The organism is Streptomyces sp. NBC_01244 (assembly GCF_035987325.1).
Lineage (GTDB): Bacteria > Actinomycetota > Actinomycetes > Streptomycetales > Streptomycetaceae > Streptomyces.
The window spans coordinates 2,891,065-2,913,054 of sequence record NZ_CP108488.1; the positions used below are offsets into that span (position 1 = coordinate 2,891,065).

Here is a 21,990-nt window from a genome sequence, read left to right on the forward strand (position 1 = left end):
ACCTCCGGTGGGCACGCACAGTGACGCCCCGTCGGAGACGCAGGTCACCGGCGGGGCGTGTGGTCGGAGCGGGGCCTCGGAATTCGCCCGGATGGGCGGTGTACGGCGCGTCCGGTCGGGTCCTGGGCGGAGGGGGCGTCAGCCGACGCGCACGCCGAACTGGAACGGCATGTTGTCGATCGATTCGTACTTGACGCCGCTGCGCGGGTTCGAGGCGTGCAGCACCGTGTTGCCGCCCGCGTACAGGCCGACGTGGTGCAGGTCGCCGTAGAAGAACACCAGGTCACCCGGCTGGAGCTGGCTCCTGCCGATCCGGGTGCCGTCGTTGATCTGCGTGAACGTGGTGCGCGATATCGACACGTTGGCCTGCTTGTACGCCCATTGGGTCAGGCCCGAGCAGTCGAACGAGTTGGGCCCTTCGTGCCCGGATATGTACGCGCTGCCGATCTTGGTCTTGGCGGCCGCGAGGGCGGCGCCGGCCCGGCCGGAGGGCTTCGCGTTGCCGAGATCGGGGACGCGCTCGCCGGCGCCGCGGCTGGCGCGGGAGTCGTCGTCCTTGATCTGCTGCCGCTCCTGGGCGGTCAGGGTGTTGAGGAGGGCCTGGGCCGCGGCGAGCTTGTCCGAGGAGGCCTTCTTCTTCTCGCCGAGCTCCTTGCGGGTGGCCTCGAGGTCGGTGAGCTTGCCCGCGGCCTCCTGGCGCTGCTGCGCGAGGGTGCGCTGCTTGGCCTGGATCTTCTGGACCGCTTCGACCTGCTGACCGCTCAGCTGCTCCAGGGTGGAGGCCTTGTCGAGGTAGTTGTCCGGGTCGGCCGAGAGGAAGAGCGCGAGGGACTGGTCGATGCCGCCGCTGCGGTACTGGGCGCTGGCCATCGAACCGAGCGTGCCGCGCAGCGCGTTGAGGTCCGCCTGGCCGCGGGCGACCTGGTCCTGGAGCTGCCCGATCTCGGTCTCGAGCTTGTCCTGGCGCTCCTGGGCGCCGTTGAACTTCTCGGTGGCCTGCTCCGCCTCTTCGTAGAGGGCGTCGACCTTCGCCTTGACCTCGTCCTTGTTCGGCTTGGCGGGGGCGGCGTGAGCGGCCTGCCCCGAGAGGACCACGGCGGCTGCCGCGGTGACGCCGAGCACGGTCGTGCGCATGCGGGTCGGCTGCTTGGGTCGACGGTGGGACGCCACGAAGGCGATCTCCTTCTTCCTAGAGCCGCCGAAGGACGCAATCCGTCCTAGAAACTCAGCGACACCTTCGCTGCCACCCCGAATGAGTGAACTACCGCACGAAGGTTTGACTGACCCTAGTGACCCTTCTGTGATCAGTTCAAATCCTGTCGGCAAAAAACTCACCGTGCGACCAGGTTCTTTACCTACAGCGCACGCTCTGTGTCGGTGACTTGACGGTACGTTCCTGCGAGGCCCTACCAATTCCGGCATTGGGCCCAGCAGTTACGAAACGCGCGAAAGCCGCTTCAGCAACAAGGCGGACGCCACCGGCCGCGCCCCGGCCTTGGCCACCCCGTCGGCGACCTCCCGGTCGGTGGAGACCACCACCACCGGACGGCCCGACGGTTCGGCGCGCACCAGCTGGCGGATCAGCTCGTCCGCCGTCACCCCGGGCTTGGAGAACAGCACCCGCACCCCGCGCGGCGGCGCGAGCAGCACGGGGGCCGCCAGCTCCGCCCCGTCGAAGACGCAGGTCATCTCGGCGCCCGTCTGCGCGGCGAGCATCGACAGCCCGCCCAGCAGCCGCAGGCGCTGCTTCTCCAGCGGCATCGTCGGGTAGCCGGTCTTGGTGACGTTGTAGCCGTCGACCACCAGATGGGCCTGGGGCAGTGCCAGCAGCTGGTCCAGCAGCGCGGGGTCGGTCTCCGACAGGGCGCGCGCCGCGATGTCCTTCGGGGTCATCCGGCCCGGCTCCACCGCCTCCACCGTGTCGGCGGGCCGGGTGGAGACCGGCGGCAGCGCGAGCTCCCGGCGCAGTCCCGCGGCCGCGTCCAGCACGGTGTCCAGGAGCAGGCGCAGCCGCATGTCCTCGATGCTGCGCCCCTCGCGGGTGGCCCGGCGCGAGGTCTCCAGCGCCGATTCCACTTCTGCGAGGCGGGACTTGAGCCGCCGGGTCTCGCTCTCCGCGGTGGTCACCTGGGCGGCCGCCTCGGAGCGGATGCCGTCGACCTCCGCGTTGATCTTGCGCAGGGCCGCGTCGCCCCGCTTGACGTCGCTGAGGGCGCTGCGCAGCTTGCGCTGAAGCGATTCCGCTTCCTTGCGCGCCGCTTCCAGCTCGGCCCGCACCTGGTCGACACCCGTGCGCTGCAGTTCCCGTACGTGGGCCAGCTCCTCGCGGAGCCGCTCCATCTCGCGGCGCGCCTCCTCGTCGACCCGCTCGGCGTCGGCGCGCTGCGCCTCCTCGCCCGCGGCGGCGACCAGCTTGACCCAGCCGGCCGGCCGCAGGACGTACGCGGCGGCCGCGACGTCCAGCGGATCGGCGGCAGCGGGCGGCGCGCCCGACTCCAGCGCGGTGGCCAGGTCGGCCTGCGTCTCGCGGAGCTTCTCCGCGACCCGGCCCCGGAAGACGGGGTCGCTCTCCACGGCCGTGGCCATGGCGTTGCCGGCGAACTTGGCGCGCCGGGTCGGGGTGAAACGGGCGTACTGGCGCAACTGCGCCGGGAGGTCCGCGACCGTCAGCCCGCCGAAGGCGTCGGAGACGAGTGCGACGACCCGGCGCCGCACGCCTTCCGGCAGCGGGCGGTCGAGCACCTCCGCGGCGTCGCCGGCCGCGTCGGCCGGCTCAGCGCCGCTTGCTGGCTCCACAATCCGTCACCCCTACCGTCATTCACCTGTGGGCGGGGCTCCGTCAGGAGTCCGCGCCCGGCCTGTCGACGAGCTCGATCTGGTCCACCGCGTTGCACCAGCGACAGCGGACCGACTCGATGGTCTCATTGACCACCTCGCGCTCCTCGACCTTGGGCTCCCCGGCGAGGTCCAGGTGGACGTACTCCACTACCTTCGACGAACGGGTGACGTCGAAGCGCGTGAGGTTGCCGCACAGGGTGCAGCGCCACCGGGTGGTGTCGGTCGGCAGGGGAACCGTCATCAGGCCGCTCTCTCCTTCTATCGCTCACATGGCGCAAGCTCCGCACCCTCCCGTGTCGTCGCGGGTGGCGCGCGCGTGCGTGCGTAGCTCGTAACCCTACGGCCTGCCGCACCCGCTGGTGGGCCCGGCTGGGTCATGCTCGGTCGCATGATCGTAAGGTGGCAGGCCGTACGCGAGGCCGCCCGGGGCCCGGTGGTCACCCACGCGCTGATCGCCGGCTGCTGCGTGGTGTTCGTACTGAGCCCGGCGTCGGGGCTGAACCCGGTCTACGGGACGGGCGATCAGCTCCTGACCACGGGCACGGCGTACTTCCGGCGCTGGGGCGTGGTCCCGGACGAGCTGTTCACCGGCTCGGGCCGGGCGGCGCTCACCCCCCTCACGGCCCTGTTCGTGCACGGGAGCTGGCTGCACCTGCTGGGCAACATGCTCTTCCTCTACGTCTTCGGGGCGATGACGGAGCGGCGCATGGGCCGGGCCGGGTTCCTCTGCTTCTACGTTTGTACGGGCTACCTGGCCCTGGCGGCGTACGCGGCGGCCTACGCCTCCTCGGACCAGACCCTGGTCGGGGCCTCCGGGGCGATCTCCGCGGTCCTGGGTGCCTTCCTGTACCTGTTCCCCAGGGCGCGGGTGACGAGCCTGTTCCCGTTCCTGTTCTTCCTGCCGCTGCGGTTCCCGGCGTGGATCGTGCTGATGTTCTGGTTCGGCCTGCAGTGGCTGGCGGCACACCGGGCGGCGAGCGGACCCGGAGTCGCCTATCTGGCCCACGTGGTGGGCTTCTCGGTGGGCTTCCTCTACGCGTGGGCCCGCTACCGGGGTGGGACTAGAGTGGGTCGACCAGTGACAGTAGGCGAGGGAGACAGCCAACCGTGATCACCGCACTCGTGCTCATCAAGACCAGCGTGGACCGGATCCCCGAGATCGCCGAGGCCATCGCCGCGCTGGACAGCGTCAGCGAGGTCTACTCGGTCACGGGTACGTACGACCTCATCGCACTGGTCCGGGTGTCCCGGCACGAGGACCTGGCCGACATCATCCCCGGCCGCATCAGCAAGATCCCGGGCGTGGAGGCGACGGACACGCACGTGGCCTTCCGCACGTACTCCCAGCACGACCTGGAAGCGGCCTTCGCGATCGGCCTGGACGCGTAGGACCTGGCCGGACGGGGAACCTCGGCAGGGCTCGGGCCCCAGTCCCGGGCTTCAGCCGGCACCGAGCCCGGGCGCGCCAACCCAGCCGTCCGGCGCTTGAGGACCGGGGTCCGGGCAGCGCCCGGCTGGGGGTCCCCCGGACGGAGTCTGGGGGATGGTGGAAGGGCGGGTAGGGGACAGCCCCGCAGGGCAGCTGGCCCCCGCGGTCCCCGTCGCGGCCCGTCAGACCGCCGGGACGCAGCGGCCCTCTTCGGTGCGGTACTGCCACTTGGCGCCGTCCGCGACGAGCTCCTTGACGGCGCGGACGAAGCGGTCCACGTGCTCGTCGGGGGTGCCGGCGCCGAAGCTGACGCGGATCGCGTTCAGGGACCGCTCCCCCGGGGCCGCCTCCGGGGCTCCGCACTCGCCCTGGGCCTGCGGCTCGCTGCCGAGCAGGGTGCGGACCAGCGGGTGGGCGCAGAACAGGCCGTCGCGGACGCCGATGCCGTACTCGGCGGAGAGCGCGGCCGCGAAGTGGGAGCTGTTCCAGCCGTCGACGACGAAGGAGATGACGCCCACGCGCGGGGCGTCGTCGCCGAAGAGGGACAGGACGCGGACCGCCGGGACCTCGGCGAGGCCTTCGCGGACCTTGGCGATGAGGTGCTGCTCGCGGGCGACGAGGTTCTCGAAGCCGGCCTCGTTCAGGGCCTTGCAGGCGGAGGCGATGGAGTAGACACCGATGACGTTCGGCGAGCCGGCCTCGTGGCGGGCGGCGGTGGTGTGCCACTCGACGTCCACGCCGCCGTCCTCGCGGCGGGCGACCTTGCGGGAGGCGCCGCCACCCGCGAGGTACGGCTCGGCCTCCTGCAGCCAGTCCGCGCGGCCGGCGAGCACGCCCGAGCCGAAGGGGGCGTAGAGCTTGTGTCCGGAGAAGGCGACCCAGTCCACATCGAGGTCCTGGACCGAGACGGGGTGGTGCGGGGCCAGCTGGGCGGCGTCCAGGACGATGCGGGCGCCGTGGGCGTGCGCGGCGGCGGCGAGTTCCTTGACGGGCCACAGCTCGCCGGTGACGTTGGAGGCTCCGGTGACGCAGACCAGCGCGGGGCCGTAAGGGTCACGGTCGGCCAGGGCGCGCTCCAGGGTGGCGACGGCCTCGTCCGGGGTGCGCGGGGCGTTGAGGTAGGTGACCTGGGCGTTCGTCCACGGGAGCAGTGAGGCGTGGTGCTCGGTCTCGAAGACGAAGACCTGGCAGTCGGCCGGGAGCACGGCGGCCAGCAGGTTGAGCGAGTCGGTGGTGGACCGGGTGAAGATCACCTGGTCGGAGGGGCGGCAGTCGAGGAACTCCGCGACCGTGACCCGGCTCTGCTCGAACAGGTCGGTGGAGAGCTGCGAGAGGTACCCGGCGCCGCGGTGGACGCTGCCGTAGTACGGGGCGTACGCGGCCACGTCGTCCCAGACCCGCTGCAGCGCGGGGGCGCTGGCCGCGTAGTCGAGGGCGGCGTAGGTGACCTCGCCGCCGGTGACGAGCGGCACGGTGACCTCGCGGCCGAGGACCGCCAGCGGCTCGGCACAGGCGGGGTCGAGGGCGGCGGCAGTGGCGGTGGCGACGCTGGAGTCAAAGGACGCGGACAGGGTTGCGGACATGGCGGTATCTCCCGGCAGGCAGGTGTGAATGGCTTCGGTGTGCCCGTACGCGGATACGGCGCTGCGGCCGTTCGGGGTACGGGAGTGCCCCGGAACGCGGATCGGCCGCCGCACACGGATGTGCTGCCGCAGGTGTGCTGCGGGTACGCGGAAGTGACCCTGTTCAGAGGGGTGAAGAAGGGGCGGAGTCGCCCTATCGCATTCGCTTGCTCACGGAAAACGCTCCTCGAGAGACCAGGACCCCTGGCGTTCGAGGGATCCGCGCTTGCCGTAGACCTCACTGCCTACGACCTGGTCATCACCCGGGGCACCCCGCCACGGAAGGAGGGTTGCCGGACAGCAAGCCGGGGCCTAAACGCTGTCACTCGTGACCTGAGGAGCATCCTGCCACATGATCTTCCGAACGCAAGACCCCGGTCCACATGGCGGACCGGGGTCGTTGCTTGATCTTGGCCGGATCCCGTCGGAACGGTCACCGGCCGCAGCGGTCACCGGCCGCAGCGGTCACCGGCCGCAGCGGTCACCGGCCGCAGCGGCTACGCGTTGCTCGCCGCCGCCCAGCGGGCCAGCGCCGCCCGGGCCGCGCCCGAGTCCACCGCCTCCGCCGCCCGTACGACACCGGCGGCGAGCTGCTCCTCCAAGGTGCCCGTGCCCGGGTCCAGGGCGACCAGGGCCGCCGCCGAGTTCAGCAGCACCGCGTCGCGCACGGGGCCGGTCTCGCCGGCCAGGAGGCGGCGGGCCACGTCGGCGTTGAACGAGGCGTCCGCCCCGGCCAGGGCGGAGACCGGAACCAGCGGGATGCCGATGTCGCGCGGGTCGAAGCCCTGCTCCCTGACCTCGCCGTCGCGGACCCACCAGACCCGGGAGGTCGCCGTGGTGGTGAGCTCGTCGAGCCCGTCGTCACCGCGGAAGACGAGCGCCGAGGAGCCCCGCTCCGCCAGGACGCCCGCGACGATCGGCGCCACCCGCGCGTCGGCCACACCGGTGGCCTGCGCCCGGACCCGCGCCGGGTTGGTCAGCGGGCCGAGGAAGTTGAAGGTGGTCCGGATGCCCAGTTCCCGGCGGGCCGCCGCCACGTGCCGTAGCGCGGGGTGGAACTTGACCGCGAAGCAGAAGGTGATCCCGGCTTCCTCGGCCACCTCCACGACCCGCGCGGGGGTGAGGTCGAGGTTGACGCCCAGCTTCTCCAGGACGTCCGAGGAGCCGCTCGCGGAGGACGCGGCCCGGTTGCCGTGCTTGACCACCTTGGCGCCCGTACCGGCCACCACGATGGCCGACATCGTGGAGATGTTGACCGTCTTGGCCCCGTCGCCGCCGGTGCCGACGATGTCCACCGTCCGGCCCGGCACCTCGATCAGGTTGGCGTGTTCGTACATGGCGCGGACCAGGCCGTTGATCTCGGCCACGGTCTCCCCCTTGGCCCGCAGGGCGACGGCGAAGCCGGCGATCTGGGCGTCGGTGGCTTCCCCGCGCATGATCCGGTCCATGGCCCAGGCCGTGTCGTCGGCGCCGAGGTCACGGCCGGTCAGCAGGGCGTCCAGAAGGCCCGGCCAGCCGCGGGCCGCCACGCTGTCGCCGCCTGCCGGGGTCACCAGGTTCATGGTCCGCTCCTGCTGCTCATCGAGGATTCCACGTCGAATGGGAAGGGGATCAGCCTATCCAGCCCCGGGGACGGCAAAGAGCCCCGTCCAGACACTGGACGGGGCTCTCGCCGTGGCGACACCAGGACTGACCGAAATCAGTCCCTCAAGCAGTCATGCGTGGTGCGTACTGCGCCTGCGTGAATCTTGAAGCGTATGAAGCGTGTGAAGCCGTGATGCGGGAGATCAGTGGTGGCCGTGGCCGCTCTGGATCTCCTTGTACTCCTCGACCGTGGGCTTCGGGATCTGGTTGTTCTCCCCGAAGTAGCCCTTGCTGAGCTTGACGCGGAGCTTCTCCAGCGACTTCACCTTGCGCTCGACACCGTTCTCGTCGACCGTGGGGCCGATCTCGACGGGCTCGTACTGCTCGTGCGAGGTGAGCGTGTGCAGCTTGCCCTGCGAGAGCGGCTCGTGGACCTCGACGAACTCACCGTGCGGCAGACGCTTGATGACGCCGGTCTCGCGACCGTGCAGCACCTTGTCGTTGTCCCGGCGCTGCAGGCCGAGGCAGATCCGCTTGGTGATGACGAACGCGATGACCGGTCCGACGAAGAACCCGATGCGGGCGAACCAGGTGATCGAGTTGATCGACAGGTGGAAGTACTGCGCGAACAGGTCGTTTCCACCGGCGATCAGCAGGATGACGTACCACGTCAGCCATGCCACACCGAAGGCCGTGCGCGTCGGGGCGTTGCGCGGGCGGTCCAGGATGTGGTGCTCGCGCTTGTCCCCGGTGACCCAGGACTCGATGAACGGGTAGACCGCGATCACAGCCAGGACCAGCGGGAAGATCACCAGCGGGATGAAGACACCCAGGACGAGGGTGTGGCCCCACAGGTTGATCTCCCAGCCCGGCATGGCACGGATGAGCCCCTCGGAGAAGCCCATGTACCAGTCGGGCTGCGCACCGGTGGACACGTGGTCCGGACGGTACGGGCCGAGCGCCCAGATCGGGTTGATCGTGGCGATCGCCGAGACGACCGCGATGACACCGAAGACCAGGAAGAAGAAGCCTCCGGCCTTGGCCATGTAGACCGGGAGCAGCGGCATGCCGACGACGTTCTTCTCGGTCCGGCCGGGGCCCGCGTACTGGGTGTGCTTGTGATAGATCACCAGGATCAGGTGGGCCACCAGCAGGCCCATCATGATGCCGGGCAGCAGCAGGATGTGGACCGAGTAGAACCGGGCCACGAAGTCGCCGCCGGGGAACTCTCCGCCGAACAGGAAGAACGACAGGTACGTGCCGACGATCGGCACGGCCAGGACCGCGCCCTCCATGAAGCGGACACCGGTGCCCGAGAGCAGGTCGTCCGGCAGGGAGTAGCCGGTGAAACCGGTGAACATGCCGAGGACCAGCAGCAGGAAGCCGAAGACCCAGTTCACCTCGCGCGGCTTGCGGAACGCGCCGGTGAAGAAGACGCGCATCATGTGCACGAGCATCGCCGCGATGAAGATCAGCGCCGCCCAGTGGTGGATCTGCCGGATGAGCAGGCCGCCGCGGACGTCGAAGCTGATGTGGAGCGTCGAGGAGAAGGCCTCTGACATCGTGACGCCCTGCATGGGGACGTACGAGCCGTGGTACACGACCTCGTTCATGCTCGGGTGGAAGAACAGCGTCAGGTACACACCCGTGAGGATGAGGATGATGAAGCTGTAGAGGCAGATCTCGCCGAGCATGAAGGACCAGTGGTCCGGGAAGATCTTGCGCATGTTGGACTTGGCGAGGCTGTAGATGCCCAGCCGGCCGTCGGCCCAGTCGGCTACGCGCTCGCCGGCCGGAGCCTTGCGCTCTTTGGTTTGAGTGGCAGTGCTCATCCGCGCTCCCAGAAAGAGGGACCGACGGGCTCTTCGAAGTCGCCGAGCGCCTCGAGGAAACCTTCGTCATTGACGCCGATCCGCAGCTGCGGGAGCGCGTGACCAGCCGGGCCGAAGATGACTCGGGCGCCGTCGGAGAGGTCGAAGGTGGACTGGTGGCACGGGCAGAGCACGTGGTGCGACTGCTGCTCGTACAGGCTGATCGGGCAGCCGACGTGGGTGCAGATCTTGGAGTAGGCCACGATCCCGTCGTGGGACCACTCCAGTTCCTTCTTGTCCTTGATGTTCTCCGGCTGGATGCGGACGATCATCAGGGCGGCCTTGGCGATCTGCGTCTGGAAGTCGTGCGCGTGCTCCTCCAGGCCTTCCGGCATGGCGAAGGTCAGCGAGCCGACGACGATGTCCTCGGGACGGAGCGGCTCCATCGTGTTCTGGTTGATGAGCATCTTGCCCTTCGCCCAGATGGTCTTGCGCAGCTTGTCCTCGGGCAGCGGGCCGAGGTCGCGCAGGATCACGACGGCGGAGAGCGGCAGCAGGGCCAGCGCACCGAACATCGTGTTGCGGATGAGCGGGCGGCGGCCGATGGCCGACTCGCGCGCGCCGTCCGCGAAGTCCTGCATGACCTGCGCCTTGAGCTCGGGCGAGGCCGCGATCTCGTGGCGCTCGTCGGCGACCTCCGCGTCGGACATCAGGGTGCGGGCCCAGTGGACCGCGCCCGCGCCGATGCAGAAGAGGGCCGTGCCGAGGCTCACGCCGAGGGCGAAGTTGAGAGCGCTCACCTTCCCGATGGGGAAGATGTAGACGATCTTGTCGACCGGCAGGGTCACGAACGAGGCGATGAAGGCGATCGTGGCCAGCATCGACAGGGTGAACAGGAAGGCCACCGTGCGCTCGGAGCGCTTCGCGGCCCGCTCGTCGATGTCCTGGATCCGCGGCCGGTGGACCGGCAGGCCGGGGTCGGCGAACGGGTCGCTGTCCGGCACTGCCGCGGCACCGTGGTGCGCGTCGCCCTGCTCGCTCGGCAGGTGGTTCTCTTCGGGAATGTCTTGGCTACTCATGACTTCTTGGCCTTAGCGGTGTGGGCCGCGACCCAGACGGCGACAGCGATCAGCGCACCCAGTCCGAAGATCCAGCCGAAGAGACCCTCGGAGACGGGGCCGAGGCCACCGAGCTTGAGGCCACCGGGGCTGGTCGACTTCTCGCCGTTCACGTGCTGGAGGTACGCGATGATGTCCTTCTTCTGCTTCTCCGGCATGGTGCTGTCGGGGAAGGAGGGCATGTTCTGCGGGCCGGTGAGCATGGCCTCGTAGACGTGCTTCGGCTCGACACCCTCAAGGTTGGGGGCGTACTTGCCGTTCGTCAGTGCGCCGCCCTCGCCGGTGAAGTTGTGGCACTGCGCGCAGTTGTTGCGGAACAGTTCGCCACCCTTCGCGATGTCGGCACCCGCCGGGTCGTACTGCTTCTCGGACGGCACGATCGGGCCGGCGCCGAGGGACGCGATGTACGCGGCGAGCTGGTCGGTCTGCGCCTGGGTGTAGATGACGGGCTTCTTCGGCACCTGGGCGCCGGGCTGCTGGGCGGGCATACGGCCCGTCATCACCTGGAAGTCGACGGCAGCGGAGCCGACGCCTACCAGGCTGGGGCCGTCAGAGGAACCCTGACCGCCGGTTCCGTGGCAGCTTGCGCAGCCGACGGCGTAGAGCTTCTGGCCCTCCTCGATGGCGAGGGACTGGACGGTTTCGTCGGCCTTCGCATTGCCCGCGGGCGCGAAGGCGGAGTACAGCCCCCCGGTAACCGCCAGCGCGAAGAGTAGAACGACGACCGCCGCCAGCGGATGGCGTCGTCGTGCGGAGAGCTTTTTCACGGATTACCCCGGTGTCAGGATCTTCTGCGTCGGTGTGTCTGGATGGAGTGCCGGGTCCCGCCCGGCGACGTGTTCGCTACTTGATCAGGTAGATCGTCGCGAAGAGGCCGATCCAGACGACATCGACGAAGTGCCAGTAGTAGGACACGACGATGGCCGACGTGGCCTGTTCGTGGGTGAACCTCTTGGCCGCGTACGTCCGGCCGAGGACCAGCAGGAAGGCGATGAGACCGCCCGTCACGTGCAGACCGTGGAAGCCGGTGGTCAGGTAGAAGACCGAGCCGTACGGACCGGACGAGAGGCTCATGCCCTCGTGCTTGACCAGCTCGGTGTACTCGAACACCTGGCCGCCAATGAAGATCGCACCCATGACGAACGTGATGATGAACCACGTCCTGAGCTTCTTCACGTCCCCGCGCTCGGCGGCGAATACGCCGAGCTGGCAGGTGAGCGAGGAAAGCACCAGGATCGTCGTGTTCGTCGCCGAGAAGGGCAGATTCAAGGCCGAAGCCTGTTCTGTCCAGTACTCGGCGCCTGTCACGGATCGCAGGGTGAAGTACATCGCGAAGAGGGCCGCGAAGAACATCAGCTCGGAACTCAACCAGATGATGGTTCCCACGCTGACGAGGTTCGGCCTGTTGACCGTCGGGTGCGCGTGCCCGGTATCTACTGTCGTTGCTGTCGCCACGACCGACATTATGTCGGTCCCTTATCCCGCCCTCACCCCGGGGGGTGCCGTTCGGAGTGTCAGGGGCGTGTGCAAGGCCCGAACGGCCCATCAGATCGCCCTTCGGACGCCGCCGGCCATCCCTCGGGCGATGCTGTGCGAACCGATGTTGACACCGGGTCGGACGGAGTAGCATCCCGCGCAACATCAACGTGATTCACGGGACACGTGGAGGAACGAAATGCGGGCGACTGCGCGGGTTCTGGTCTACAGCGACGACGCGGGCACCCGGGAGCAGGTGCGGCTTGCGGCCGGGCGCAGGCCGGCCGCCGACCTGCCGCCGGTGGAGTTCCTGGAGTGCGCCACGCTGCCGGCCGTCCTGAAGGAACTGGACGCGGGCGGCATCGACGTGTGCGTGCTGGACGGCGAGGCGGTTCCGGCCGGGGGCATGGGCGTGTGCCGGCAGATCAAGGACGAGATCTTCCAGTGCCCGCCCGTACTGCTCCTGATGGGCCGTCCGCAGGACGCCTGGCTGGCCACCTGGAGCCGCGCGGACGCCGCGGTCACCCTTCCGGTTGATCCGGTGGACTTCGCGCAGGCCCTGGCGGGTCTGCTGCGCGCGCGGCTCTCCCCGGCGGCGTGACGGGGGCTGTACGCCCCGCACAGCCTCTTACCGGCGCATAGCGGGGCACGGGTGCCCGTACGGTCCGTACGGGCACCCGTGCCCCGTTCCCGGCCTCTCCCGGCGCTCCTGGCCCGGTGGTTACACCTGCGGGCGCAGGCGGGCCTGGTCGACCGGGCTGCGGCCCTCCTGGGTGCCCTTGAGGAGGGCGCTGCCCTCGCGCCAGTCCTTCCAGTCCATGTTCCAGTCGCCGAAGCCGTTGCCGAAGGTGTCCATGTCGTCGCCGATGCTGTTGATGACGCGGACGATGTCGCCTTCGGTGATGTTCTCGTAGAACCAGGCGGCGTTGCCGGTGCTCATGCCGGTGCAGCCGTGGCTGACGTTCTCGTAGCCCTGGGAGCCGACGGACCACGGCGCGGCGTGGACGTATTCACCGCTCCAGGTGACACGGGTCGCGTAGTAGACGGGCAGGTTGTAGTACTCGCTGCCGCCGATGCCCACGGTGTCTCCGCGCATCTGGACGTAGTACTGCTTGCCGAGGACCACCTTGACGCCGTTGCGGGTGGAGAAGCCCGGCTTTCCGGTGGTCACCGGGATGGAATTGATCACTTCCCCGTTGCGCTTGAAGGTGAGCCAGTGCGAGGAGGCGTCCGTGGTGACCTCGACGCGGTCGCCGATCTCCAGCTTCAGCGGCTTGGAGGCGGCGCCGTGGAGGTCGTCGGAGATCTTGATGCCCTCCAGGTTGCTCCGGACGGACACGGTGGTGTTGGCGGGCCAGTACTCCTTGGGCCGGTAGTGGAGCTTCTTGTCGTCCACCCAGTGCCAGGCGCCCACGGCGTCCGGCGGGGCGTCGACGACCAGGCCGCGCTCGATGACGGCGCGGGCGGCCTTGTCCTTCACGGGTTCGTTGAGTTCGGCCGTGAGGGGCTGTCCGACGCCGTACTTGCCCTCGTCCGGGCCGAATTCCACCTTGAGGACCTTCTGCGCCGGGGTGGTGTCGAAGGTGAGCGTGCGCTGCCCGGGGGCGCCCCGTTCGTCCTCGGTGCTCACGAGGACGGTGTAGCGGACGCCGGCGGCCATCGGGACGGTGCTGTGCCAGCGGTCGCCCGAGGCGGACAACTCGCCCGCCAGGCGGCGTCCGTGGGTGTCCACGGCGCTGACGTCGGTGATCCGGCCGTCGCCGCTCTTGGCGGTGACTTCCAGGGGCCGGTCCGGGTCGACCGGGCGACTGCCGGAGGACTGGTTGAGGGCGACTTGGTCGCCCGCGTCGTAGGGGCGGGCGGACAGCGGGTTGTCGTCGCCCGACCCGCATGCGGTGGCGCCGGCCCCGAGGGACGCGACCAGCAGGGAGCAGCCGATAACCGTCCAAAGACGCGGTGACTGGTTCATGAGGCCAACGCTATGAAGATATGACAATTACGGCGCGCGGGGTGACTGCAAACGAGGGGCCCGGACTCCTCCATTGGAGGTGTCCGGGCCCCTGGTCTCACGCTGTGGCCGCTGCGGGAAGCAGTGGCGCGGGTGCGGCTACTGGTTCTGGTTCTCGCCGCGGTAGTACTCGTACACCCAGCCCCACAGACCGATCAGGATCAGCGGCGCCGAGAAGTACATCAGCCACCAGCCGAAGACGACGCCCATGAAGGCGAAGGCGCCACCGATGGCCAGCGAGAGCGGCTGCCAGCTGTGCGGGGCGAAGAACCCCAGCTCGCCCGCCTCGTCGGCGACGTCGGCCTCCAGGTTGTCCTGGGCCATCTGGTCGACGCGCGCGGCCGTGAAGGCCAGGTAGTAGCCGATCATGGCGCTCAGGCCGAAGGCCAGAGCGAGCGCGGTGGTGCCGACGGGCTCCTTCGACCACACGCCGTACACGACGGTCATGATCAGGATGAAGGCGGCGAGCCACAGGAACATCCTGCCCTGGATCTTCACTTGCCGGCCTCCTTGCCACCAGCGACGGCCTTGGCGGCCACGGAGTGGTCCTCAAGGTGGTCGAGGGCCGCGATCTCGGGGTGGTGCAGATCGAATGCCGGGGATTCGGACCGGATCCTCGGCAGGGTGAGGAAGTTGTGCCGCGGCGGCGGGCAAGACGTCGCCCATTCGAGCGAACGGCCGTAGCCCCACGGGTCGTCGACCTCGACCTTCTTGCCGTACTTCGCCGTCTTCCAGACGTTGTACATGAACGGCAGCATCGACAGGCCCAGCAGGAACGAGCTGATCGTCGAGATCGTGTTCAGCAGCGTGAAGCCGTCGGCCGCGAGGTAGTCCGCGTAACGACGCGGCATGCCCTCGGCGCCCAGCCAGTGCTGCACCAGGAAGGTGCCGTGGAAGCCGATGAACAGCGTCCAGAAGGTGATCTTGCCGAGGCGCTCGTCCAGCATCTTGCCCGTGAACTTCGGCCACCAGAAGTGGAAGCCGGCGAACATCGCGAAGACCACGGTGCCGAAGACGACGTAGTGGAAGTGCGCGACGACGAAGTACGAGTCGGAGACGTGGAAGTCCATCGGGGGCGAGGCCAGGATGACGCCGGTCAGACCACCGAAGGTGAAGGTGACCAGGAAGCCGATCGTCCAGAGCATCGGGGTCTCGAAGGACAGTGAGCCCTTCCACATGGTGCCGATCCAGTTGAAGAACTTCACACCGGTCGGAACCGCGATGAGGAACGTCATGAAGGAGAAGAACGGCAGCAGTACACCGCCGGTGACGTACATGTGGTGGGCCCACACGGTCACCGAAAGGCCGGCGATCGAGATCGTCGCGGCGATCAGACCGATGTAACCGAACATCGGCTTGCGCGAGAAGACCGGGATGATTTCGGAAACGATTCCGAAGAACGGCAGCGCGATGATGTACACCTCTGGGTGTCCGAAGAACCAGAAGAGGTGTTGCCACAGCAGCGCGCCGCCATTGGCCGCGTCGAAGATGTGCGAACCGAACTTCCGGTCGGCCTCCAGCGCGAACAGCGCGGCGGCCAGCACCGGGAAGGCGAGCAGGACCAGAACACCGGTCAGCAGCACGTTCCAGGTGAAGATCGGCATGCGGAACATCGTCATGCCGGGCGCGCGCATGCAGATGATCGTGGTGATGAAGTTGACCGAACCGAGGATCGTGCCGAAGCCGGAGAAGGCCAGACCCATGATCCACATGTCGGCGCCGATGCCCGGCGAGCGGACGGCGTCCGACAGCGGGGAGTAGGCGAACCAGCCGAAGTCGGCGGCACCCGAGGGGGTGATGAAGCCGGCCACCGCGATGGTCGAACCGAAGAGGTACAGCCAGTACGCGAACATGTTCAGCCGCGGGAACGCCACGTCGGGCGCGCCGATCTGCAGCGGCATGATCCAGTTCGCGAAGCCCGCGAACAGCGGGGTGGCGAACATCAGCAGCATGATCGTGCCATGCATGGTGAACGCCTGGTTGAACTGCTCGTTCGACATGATCTGCGTACCCGGACGGGCCAGCTCGGCGCGCATGAAGAGCGCCAGCAGACCGCCGATGAGGAAGAACACGAACGATGTGAGCAGGTACATCGTGCCGATGGTCTTGTGGTCGGTGGTGGTCAACCACTTCACGACGACATTGCCCGGCTGCTTGCTCCGTACCGGCAACTCGTTCTCGTACGAGTCGGCCTCGGCACCCTGAGGCTGGTTGAGGATGCTCACAGTTTGTTCACCTCAGCATTGCGGGCCGGGTCGGTCTGCTGGATGCCGGCCGGGAGGAAGCCGGTCTGACCCTTCTCCGCGAGCTCCTTCAGGTGCGCCTTGTACGCCTCCGGGGAGACGACCTTGACGTTGAAGAGCATTCGGGAGTGGTCGACACCGCAGAGCTCGGCGCACTTGCCCATGAAGACGCCCTCTTCGGTCGGGGTGACCTCGAAGACGTTGGTGTGGCCCGGAATGACGTCCTGCTTGAACAGGAAGGGGACCACCCAGAAGGAGTGGATGACGTCGTTGGACGACAGGATGAAGCGGACCTTCTCACCCTTCGGCAGCCAGAGCGTCGGGCCCGGGTTGCCGGTCTCCGCGTTCCGGTCGCTCGGGACGCCCTTGGTGTAGACGCCTTCGGCGCCCGCCGGGAAGTCCTTGGTGTAGCGGTCCGGGATGGCGGCGAGTTCCTTGGGAACCTCGCCCGCCTTCGGAGTCGCCGCATCGCCGTCGACGTCCTCGACGTAGTTGAAGCCCCAGCTCCACTGGAAGCCGACCACGTTGATCGTGTGCGCCGGCTTGGCGGAGAGGGAGAGCAGCTTCGACTCGTCGCGCGCGGTGAAGTAGAAGAGCACCGAGACGATGATGAGCGGGACCACGGTGTACAGCGCCTCGATGGGCATGTTGTACCGGGTCTGCGGGGGAACCTCGACCTTGGTCCGGCTGCGCCGGTGGAAGATGACGCTCCACATGATCAGGCCCCACACGAGGATGCCGGTGATCAGAGCGGCCGCCCAGGACCCCTGCCACAGGGAGAGGATGCGAGGCGCCTCTTCAGTGACCGGGGTGGGCAATCCGAGGCGGGGGAAGTCTTTCCATGTATACGAGCAACCAGTGGCGGTCGCCAGGACCACGCCCGCAGTCAGCGCCTGCAGCAGCTTCCGCCGCATCGGGCGCCGCGGCGAGCGGTCGGAGCCGTAGGGACTCACGTAGCGCCTTCCCGAGAGTCTCGGCCCGCGCGGCCGGCCGCGGCCGCATTCGGGTCGGTCGCCGGCCCTGACGCAGGCAGGGGTTTGGATGTTTATGCGGACCAAACCCTACTGGACGCTATTTGGGGTCGCGCGGGGAGGGTGCCCAACGCGCCGTTACTGACCCCGAAGGGATGGATCCGCCGTACGGGGGACGGCCCAACGGACCCCGAATGGCGGGGTCCCGACGGCATCTGACGGGCCCTGACCTCGGGCCTGTCGTCAAAGTGCCGTCGTCGCCCGAAGGGCGGCCCCGCGGCGTCTGGAGCGCGTGCCAGGCGTCGCGGGGCAGACGGCACTTTGACGACAGGCCCGCCGGTCGCGGCGTCGGCGCGGCGGCCGGTTAGCGTGACCGGATGCCGTACTTCGACACCGCGTCCGCCGCCCCGCTGCACCCCGTGGCCCGGCAGGCGCTCCAGGCCTCCCTTGACGAAGGCTGGGCCGATCCGGCCCGGCTGTACCGCGAAGGGCGCCGGGCCCGACTGCTGCTGGACGCGGCGCGGGAGGCGGCGGCGGAGGTGGTGGGCTGCCGCCCCGACGAGCTCGTGTTCACTCCTTCGGGGACGCACGCGGTTCACTCGGGCATGGCCGGGGTGCTGGCGGGGCGCCGGCGTGTCGGCGGGCATCTGGTCGTATCAGCGGTGGAACACAGTTCCGTACTGCACGCGGCGGAGCTCCACGCGGCGGGCGGCGGGCGGGTCGAGGAGGTCCCGGTGGACCGGTTCGGCCGGGTCTCCGCCTCCTCCTACGGGGAACGCGTGGGGCCCTCCACCGCACTGGCCTGCCTCCAGTCGGCCAACCACGAGGTCGGCACCGTCCAGCCCGTGATGGAGGTCGCCGAGGTGTGCGCCGCCGCCGGGGTCCCGCTGCTGGTGGACGCGGCGCAGTCGCTGGGCTGGGGGCCGGTCCCCGGGAACTGGTCCGTGCTGTGCGCGAGCGCCCACAAATGGGGCGGCCCGGCCGGAGTCGGCCTGCTGGCGGTCCGCAAGGGAGTGCGCTTCTCCCCCCAAGGCCCCGCCGACGAAAGGGAGTCGGGGCGCTCCCCCGGCTTCGTCAACCTCCCCGCGGCCGTCGCCGCGGCGGCCTCCCTGCGGGCGGTGCGCGCCGAGGCGGAGGCGGAGGCGGCCCGCCTGCGGGTCCTGGTGGACCGGCTGCGGCGGCGGGTTGCCCGCCTGGTGCCGGACGTGGAGGTGGTCGGCCATCCCGACCTCCGGCTCCCCCATCTGGTCACCTTCTCCTGCCTGTACGTCGACGGGGAGACGCTGCTCCACGGGTTGGACCGGGCCGGCTACTCCGTTTCCTCCGGGTCCTCGTGCACCAGCTCGACGCTGACGCCCTCCCATGTCCTGCGGGCGATGGGGGTGCTGTCGGAGGGGAACGTACGGGTGTCCCTGCCGGCCGGTACGACGGCGGCGGAGGTCAACGGCTTCCTGGAGGTCCTGCCGGGGCTGGTGGCGGGGGTGCGCGAGCAACTCGGCGTGGCGGAACCGGTGATGGCCGCCGATCCGGAGGCCGAATCCCTGGAACTGGACACCCTCGGCCTGCGGTGTCCGCAGCCGGTGATCGAACTGGCCCGGGCCATCGGCCGGGTCCCGGTGGGTGGCACGGTGACCGTCCTGTCGGACGACGAGGTGGCGCGGCTGGACATCCCGGCGTGGTGCGCGATGCGGGGGCAGGTGTATGTGGGCGAGGCCCCGCGTCCCCTCGGTACTGCGTACACGGTCCGCCGGGCGGTCTGATCCGGGTCGCCCCCCGCTGACCTGCCTGCGGGGGGAGCTGCCCCGCAGGGCCGAGCCACCCGCACCCGCCCGCCGGGCCCCGCCCGCCGACGGGCACGGAGCCGGACGCCGCGAGGGGCTACGCCGGGAGGTGGGACTGGACTTGCGCCGCCGCCTCGTCGCCGTAGGCCTTCGTGAAGCGCTCCATGAAGTGGGCCCGGCCCAGGGTGTACTCCTGGGTGCCGAGGGTCTCGATGACGAGGGTGGCCAGCATGCAGCCGATCTGCGCGGCCCGCTCCAGGCCGACGCCCCAGCCCAGACCCGTGAGGAAGCCCGCGCGGAACGCGTCGCCGACACCGGTCGGGTCGACCTTCGCGGTCTCCTCGGGGCAGCCGACCACGATGGGGTCGTGGCCGACCCGGTCGATGCGGACGCCGTTCGAGCCGAGCGTGGTGACCCGGGTGCCGACCTTCGCCAGGATCTCCGCGTCGGTCCAGCCGGACTTCGCCTCGATGAGGCCCTTCTCGTATTCGTTGGAGAAGAGGTACGTCGCGCCCTCCATCAGGGTGCGGATGTTGTCGCCGTCCATCCGGGCGATCTGCTGCGAGAAGTCCGCGGCGAAGGGGATCGCCCGCGTGCGGCACTCCTCCGTGTGGCGCAGCATCGCCTCGGGGTCGTCCGCGCCGATCAGGACGAGGTCCAGGCCGCCGACCCGGTCCGCGACCGCCTTCAGCTCGATCAGGCGGGCCTCGCTCATCGCGCCCGTGTAGAAGGAGCCGATCTGGTTGTGGTCGGCGTCCGTCGTGCAGACGAAGCGGGCGGTGTGCAGGACCTCGGAGATCCGCACGGACTGGGTGTCGACGCCGTGCCGGTCGAGCCAGGCGCGGTACTCGTCGAAGTCGGAGCCGGCCGCTCCGACGAGGATCGGCCGGGCGCCGAGCTGCCCCATGCCGAAGCAGATGTTCGGGCCGACGCCGCCGCGCCGTACGTCGAGGTTGTCGACGAGGAAGGAGAGGGAGACCGTGTGCAGCTGGTCCGCGACCAACTGGTCGGCGAAGCGGCCGGGGAAGGTCATGAGGTGGTCGGTGGCGATGGAGCCGGTGACTGCGATACGCACGGCGTGGACGCTCCTGCGGGGGAAGGCAAGGGGACATTCAAAACTACCCGGTCCACGGACCGTGGCCGACCGGCAGAAACTACCCCGTAGTAGCTCTTTCTTCACCCGCGGTGACGTGCCTACCGTGCCCCATGACCTACACCGATCGCTTCGGGCACGCCCGGCCCTCCGAGATCACGGCGGGCACCGAGTTCGAGCAGCTGCTGGGTGACTGCGCCCGGATGGCCCCGCACTGGCCGGTTCCCGCGGATCCGCGGCCGGATCGGGTGACCCCCTCCCAGATCAGCGGGATCCGCGTCCCGGCGGCCTCGGCCCGCCTCATCGCCTCCACGGCGGTCTACGGCTACTAGTAGGCGGGCTCCTTCGAGATCGCGCCCGGACCCGGCGGAACCGGATCCGCGTCTGTTCCGTCACACCCGCATCACCCCCTGCGGGACGGGCAAAGGAGCGATGCGGTGACCAGCGAACAACCCGATGCACCCCATGCATCCGAGACACCCGAGGTGCCCGGCACCCCCGGTGCGTCACGTGCCACACGACGGCGGCAGGTCTGGGCCATCGGTTCGATCGCGGCCGCCGTCCTGCTCACCGGCGGCGGCACCGCCATCTGGGCGTCGACCGCCCACGGCGAGGGCCGTACGGGCGACAGCGCGGCCTCCGCGCCCCGCGCGCTGCCCACTCCGCCCGGGCCCGGCATCGCCCCCGGCGAGCCCGACCCCTCCGGCGGCGGGGTCACGTACACGGCCGACGTCCCCCTCCCGGACGGCCCGGCCACGGCGCCTGCCTTCAGTGCGAGCGGTGAGGTGACCTCCGCCGAGGTGGCGCGGCTCGCGACGGCGCTCGGGATCTCCGGCGCGCCGCGGCTCGTCGGGGAGACCTGGCAGGCCGGGGAGACCGCGGACGGTTCCGGGCCCCGGCTCACGGTGAACCTCAAGGCTCCCGGGACCTGGAACTTCTCCCGCTTCCAGGTCGGCGGCACCGGGGACGACTGCGTGCGCGGCAAGGACACCTGCGGACCGGCCACCCTCCCCCAGGACCTGGGCCGCGAGCACGGCGGCACCACGGGGACGCCCGTCTCCGAGGAGGCCGCCAAGGCCGCCGCCACGCCCGTGCTGGCGGCCGTGGGCCAGGGCGCGGCCGCGCTCGACGCCCGGATCGCGCAGGGCTCCGTACGTCTGGTGACGGCCGACCCGGTGATCGGGGGCCTGCCCACGCAGGGCTGGTCCACCCGGATCGGCGTCGGGACGGACTCCCGGGTGGTGTCGGGCAGTGGCGAGCTGAAGGTTCCGGTGCGGGCCGCCGAGCAGCCGGTGATCGGCGCCGTGGACGCGCTGGCCCGGCTGAACGACAAGTCCCGGGGCTCCGGCTCCACGGACCCCGGCCCGAGCGGCTGTGCCACGAGCGTCCCGCTGACCCCGGACACCCCGGACGGCGCCACGGACACGCTGCCGTGCAACCCGGAGCCCCGGCCGATGAAGCCGTCGCGGACGGAGTCGGTCCGTGGCGCCGAGCTCGGGCTGGTCCCGGGCACGGTCGACGGGGCCCGCGGCCTGGTGCCGGCGTGGCTGTTCGAGGTGGCGGGCAAGGGCGGCGGCCCCGGCCACACGGTGGCCCAGCCGGCGGCCCTGACCGGGGAGACTCCCCCGGTGGACCTGCCCACCCCGGTCGACCCGCGCGCGAAGGGGCAGACCGTGCCCGGTTTCTCGTACGCCTCGGCCGACCGGACGCTGACCGTGAACTTCTGGGGCGGGGTGTGCAGCACGTACGCCCTGGAGGTCCGCGAGCAGCCCGGGTCGGTGATGGTGAAGATCACGGACACCCCGAACAAGCCGGGGCAGGCCTGCATCATGCTGGCGCAGGAGATGACGGTGACGGGGACGCTCCAGCAGCCGCTCGGCGACCGCAAGGTGGTCGACGCGACCACGGGCAAGGCCGTCCCCCGCCAGTAGGCGCCGGGACGCACGAGAGGGGCCCGCCCGCGGATGTCCGCGGGCGGGCCCCTCTCGTCGGCCCTACGAGCCCGGCCTGCCCTAC

General features: G+C 69.8%; 20 protein-coding genes and 1 riboswitch. Of the genes, 6 read left to right on the top strand and 14 right to left on the bottom strand.

Translation table 11 applies throughout. The features are described from left to right. Positions 1–138: 138 nt before the first annotated feature. From OG247_RS12805 to OG247_RS12815, 3 genes are all read right to left on the bottom strand, one after another. Positions 139–1,170, bottom strand: a complete 1,032-nt coding sequence (locus OG247_RS12805; RefSeq protein ID WP_327252358.1) for a C40 family peptidase — start codon at positions 1,168–1,170, stop codon at positions 139–141. A 264-nt stretch (positions 1,171–1,434) separates the two neighbouring features. Further along, positions 1,435–2,799 carry an NYN domain-containing protein gene (locus OG247_RS12810; protein ID WP_327257448.1) on the bottom strand — a complete coding sequence of 455 codons (1,365 nt, stop codon included), beginning with the start codon at positions 2,797–2,799 and terminating at the stop codon, positions 1,435–1,437. 40 nt (positions 2,800–2,839) lie between these two features. After that, the gene (locus OG247_RS12815; protein ID WP_008738811.1) at positions 2,840–3,079 is read right to left on the bottom strand and encodes a hypothetical protein; all 240 of its coding nucleotides are present in this window, start codon (positions 3,077–3,079) and stop codon (positions 2,840–2,842) included. Positions 3,080–3,214: 135 nt separating this feature from the next. On the opposite strand from OG247_RS12815, the gene OG247_RS12820 reads away from it, so the two are divergent. Both OG247_RS12820 and OG247_RS12825 read left to right on the top strand, forming a co-directional pair. Continuing rightward, positions 3,215–3,949: a rhomboid family intramembrane serine protease gene (locus OG247_RS12820; RefSeq protein WP_327252359.1), complete on the top strand. Its 735-nt coding sequence runs from the start codon at positions 3,215–3,217 to the stop codon at positions 3,947–3,949. Continuing rightward, positions 3,946–4,227 carry an Lrp/AsnC family transcriptional regulator gene (locus OG247_RS12825; protein WP_243330042.1) on the top strand — a complete coding sequence of 94 codons (282 nt, stop codon included), beginning with the start codon at positions 3,946–3,948 and terminating at the stop codon, positions 4,225–4,227. The genes OG247_RS12820 and OG247_RS12825 overlap by 4 nt, the downstream gene beginning before the upstream one ends. Before the next feature lie 222 nt (positions 4,228–4,449). Here OG247_RS12825 and OG247_RS12830 read toward each other — a convergent pair whose 3' ends face one another. The 6 genes from OG247_RS12830 to ctaE form a co-directional block, all read right to left on the bottom strand. Next, a complete protein-coding gene (locus OG247_RS12830) occupies positions 4,450–5,850 on the bottom strand; it encodes an aminotransferase class V-fold PLP-dependent enzyme (protein WP_327252360.1) in 1,401 nt (466 codons plus the stop codon). Between the two features lie 256 nt (positions 5,851–6,106). Further along, positions 6,107–6,223, bottom strand: a riboswitch (SAM riboswitch). Between the two features lie 163 nt (positions 6,224–6,386). Then, positions 6,387–7,451 carry an anthranilate phosphoribosyltransferase gene (trpD, locus tag OG247_RS12835; RefSeq protein WP_327252361.1) on the bottom strand — a complete coding sequence of 355 codons (1,065 nt, stop codon included), beginning with the start codon at positions 7,449–7,451 and terminating at the stop codon, positions 6,387–6,389. A 225-nt stretch (positions 7,452–7,676) separates the two neighbouring features. Continuing rightward, positions 7,677–9,305, bottom strand: coding sequence for a cytochrome bc1 complex cytochrome b subunit (gene qcrB / locus OG247_RS12840; protein WP_327252362.1), 1,629 nt, complete (start codon positions 9,303–9,305; stop codon positions 7,677–7,679). After that, entirely contained in the window at positions 9,302–10,363 is a 1,062-nt protein-coding gene (qcrA, locus tag OG247_RS12845) for a cytochrome bc1 complex Rieske iron-sulfur subunit (protein WP_327252363.1), read from the bottom strand. The genes qcrB and qcrA overlap by 4 nt, the downstream gene beginning before the upstream one ends. Continuing rightward, complete coding sequence (qcrC, locus tag OG247_RS12850) at positions 10,360–11,169, bottom strand: cytochrome bc1 complex diheme cytochrome c subunit (protein ID WP_327252364.1); 810 nt, start codon at positions 11,167–11,169, stop codon at positions 10,360–10,362. Before qcrC ends, qcrA begins: the two co-directional genes overlap by 4 nt. A gap of 76 nt (positions 11,170–11,245) precedes the next feature. Next, on the bottom strand, positions 11,246–11,866 hold the full coding sequence (gene ctaE / locus OG247_RS12855) for an aa3-type cytochrome oxidase subunit III (protein WP_008738823.1): 621 nt from the start codon (positions 11,864–11,866) through the stop codon (positions 11,246–11,248). A 211-nt stretch (positions 11,867–12,077) separates the two neighbouring features. On the opposite strand from ctaE, the gene OG247_RS12860 reads away from it, so the two are divergent. Next, positions 12,078–12,479 (top strand): hypothetical protein, encoded by a 402-nt coding sequence (locus OG247_RS12860; protein WP_250742508.1) that lies wholly within the window; start codon positions 12,078–12,080, stop codon positions 12,477–12,479. 120 nt (positions 12,480–12,599) lie between these two features. On the opposite strand, the gene OG247_RS12865 is transcribed toward OG247_RS12860, so the two are convergent. The 4 genes from OG247_RS12865 to ctaC form a co-directional block, all read right to left on the bottom strand. Continuing rightward, positions 12,600–13,847 carry a L,D-transpeptidase gene (locus tag OG247_RS12865; protein WP_327252365.1) on the bottom strand — a complete coding sequence of 416 codons (1,248 nt, stop codon included), beginning with the start codon at positions 13,845–13,847 and terminating at the stop codon, positions 12,600–12,602. A 138-nt stretch (positions 13,848–13,985) separates the two neighbouring features. Beyond that, on the bottom strand, positions 13,986–14,384 hold the full coding sequence (locus OG247_RS12870; RefSeq protein ID WP_327252366.1) for a cytochrome c oxidase subunit 4: 399 nt from the start codon (positions 14,382–14,384) through the stop codon (positions 13,986–13,988). Then, positions 14,381–16,111: an aa3-type cytochrome oxidase subunit I gene (gene ctaD / locus OG247_RS12875; protein ID WP_327252367.1), complete on the bottom strand. Its 1,731-nt coding sequence runs from the start codon at positions 16,109–16,111 to the stop codon at positions 14,381–14,383. Before ctaD ends, OG247_RS12870 begins: the two co-directional genes overlap by 4 nt. Continuing rightward, positions 16,108–17,082, bottom strand: a complete 975-nt coding sequence (gene ctaC / locus OG247_RS12880; RefSeq protein ID WP_327252368.1) for an aa3-type cytochrome oxidase subunit II — start codon at positions 17,080–17,082, stop codon at positions 16,108–16,110. The genes ctaD and ctaC overlap by 4 nt, the downstream gene beginning before the upstream one ends. 395 nt (positions 17,083–17,477) lie before the next feature. On the opposite strand from ctaC, the gene OG247_RS12885 reads away from it, so the two are divergent. Continuing rightward, positions 17,478–18,860 (top strand): cysteine desulfurase/sulfurtransferase TusA family protein, encoded by a 1,383-nt coding sequence (locus tag OG247_RS12885; protein WP_327252369.1) that lies wholly within the window; start codon positions 17,478–17,480, stop codon positions 18,858–18,860. A 118-nt stretch (positions 18,861–18,978) separates the two neighbouring features. Here OG247_RS12885 and OG247_RS12890 read toward each other — a convergent pair whose 3' ends face one another. After that, complete coding sequence (locus OG247_RS12890; protein ID WP_327252370.1) at positions 18,979–19,956, bottom strand: carbohydrate kinase family protein; 978 nt, start codon at positions 19,954–19,956, stop codon at positions 18,979–18,981. 131 nt (positions 19,957–20,087) lie between these two features. Between OG247_RS12890 and OG247_RS12895 the strand changes: the two genes are divergently transcribed. Together OG247_RS12895 and OG247_RS12900 are read left to right on the top strand one after the other, a co-directional pair. Next, entirely contained in the window at positions 20,088–20,306 is a 219-nt protein-coding gene (locus tag OG247_RS12895; RefSeq protein WP_327252371.1) for a hypothetical protein, read from the top strand. Positions 20,307–20,411: 105 nt separating this feature from the next. Beyond that, positions 20,412–21,905, top strand: a complete 1,494-nt coding sequence (locus OG247_RS12900) for a hypothetical protein (RefSeq protein ID WP_327252372.1) — start codon at positions 20,412–20,414, stop codon at positions 21,903–21,905. Positions 21,906–21,990 lie beyond the last annotated feature (85 nt).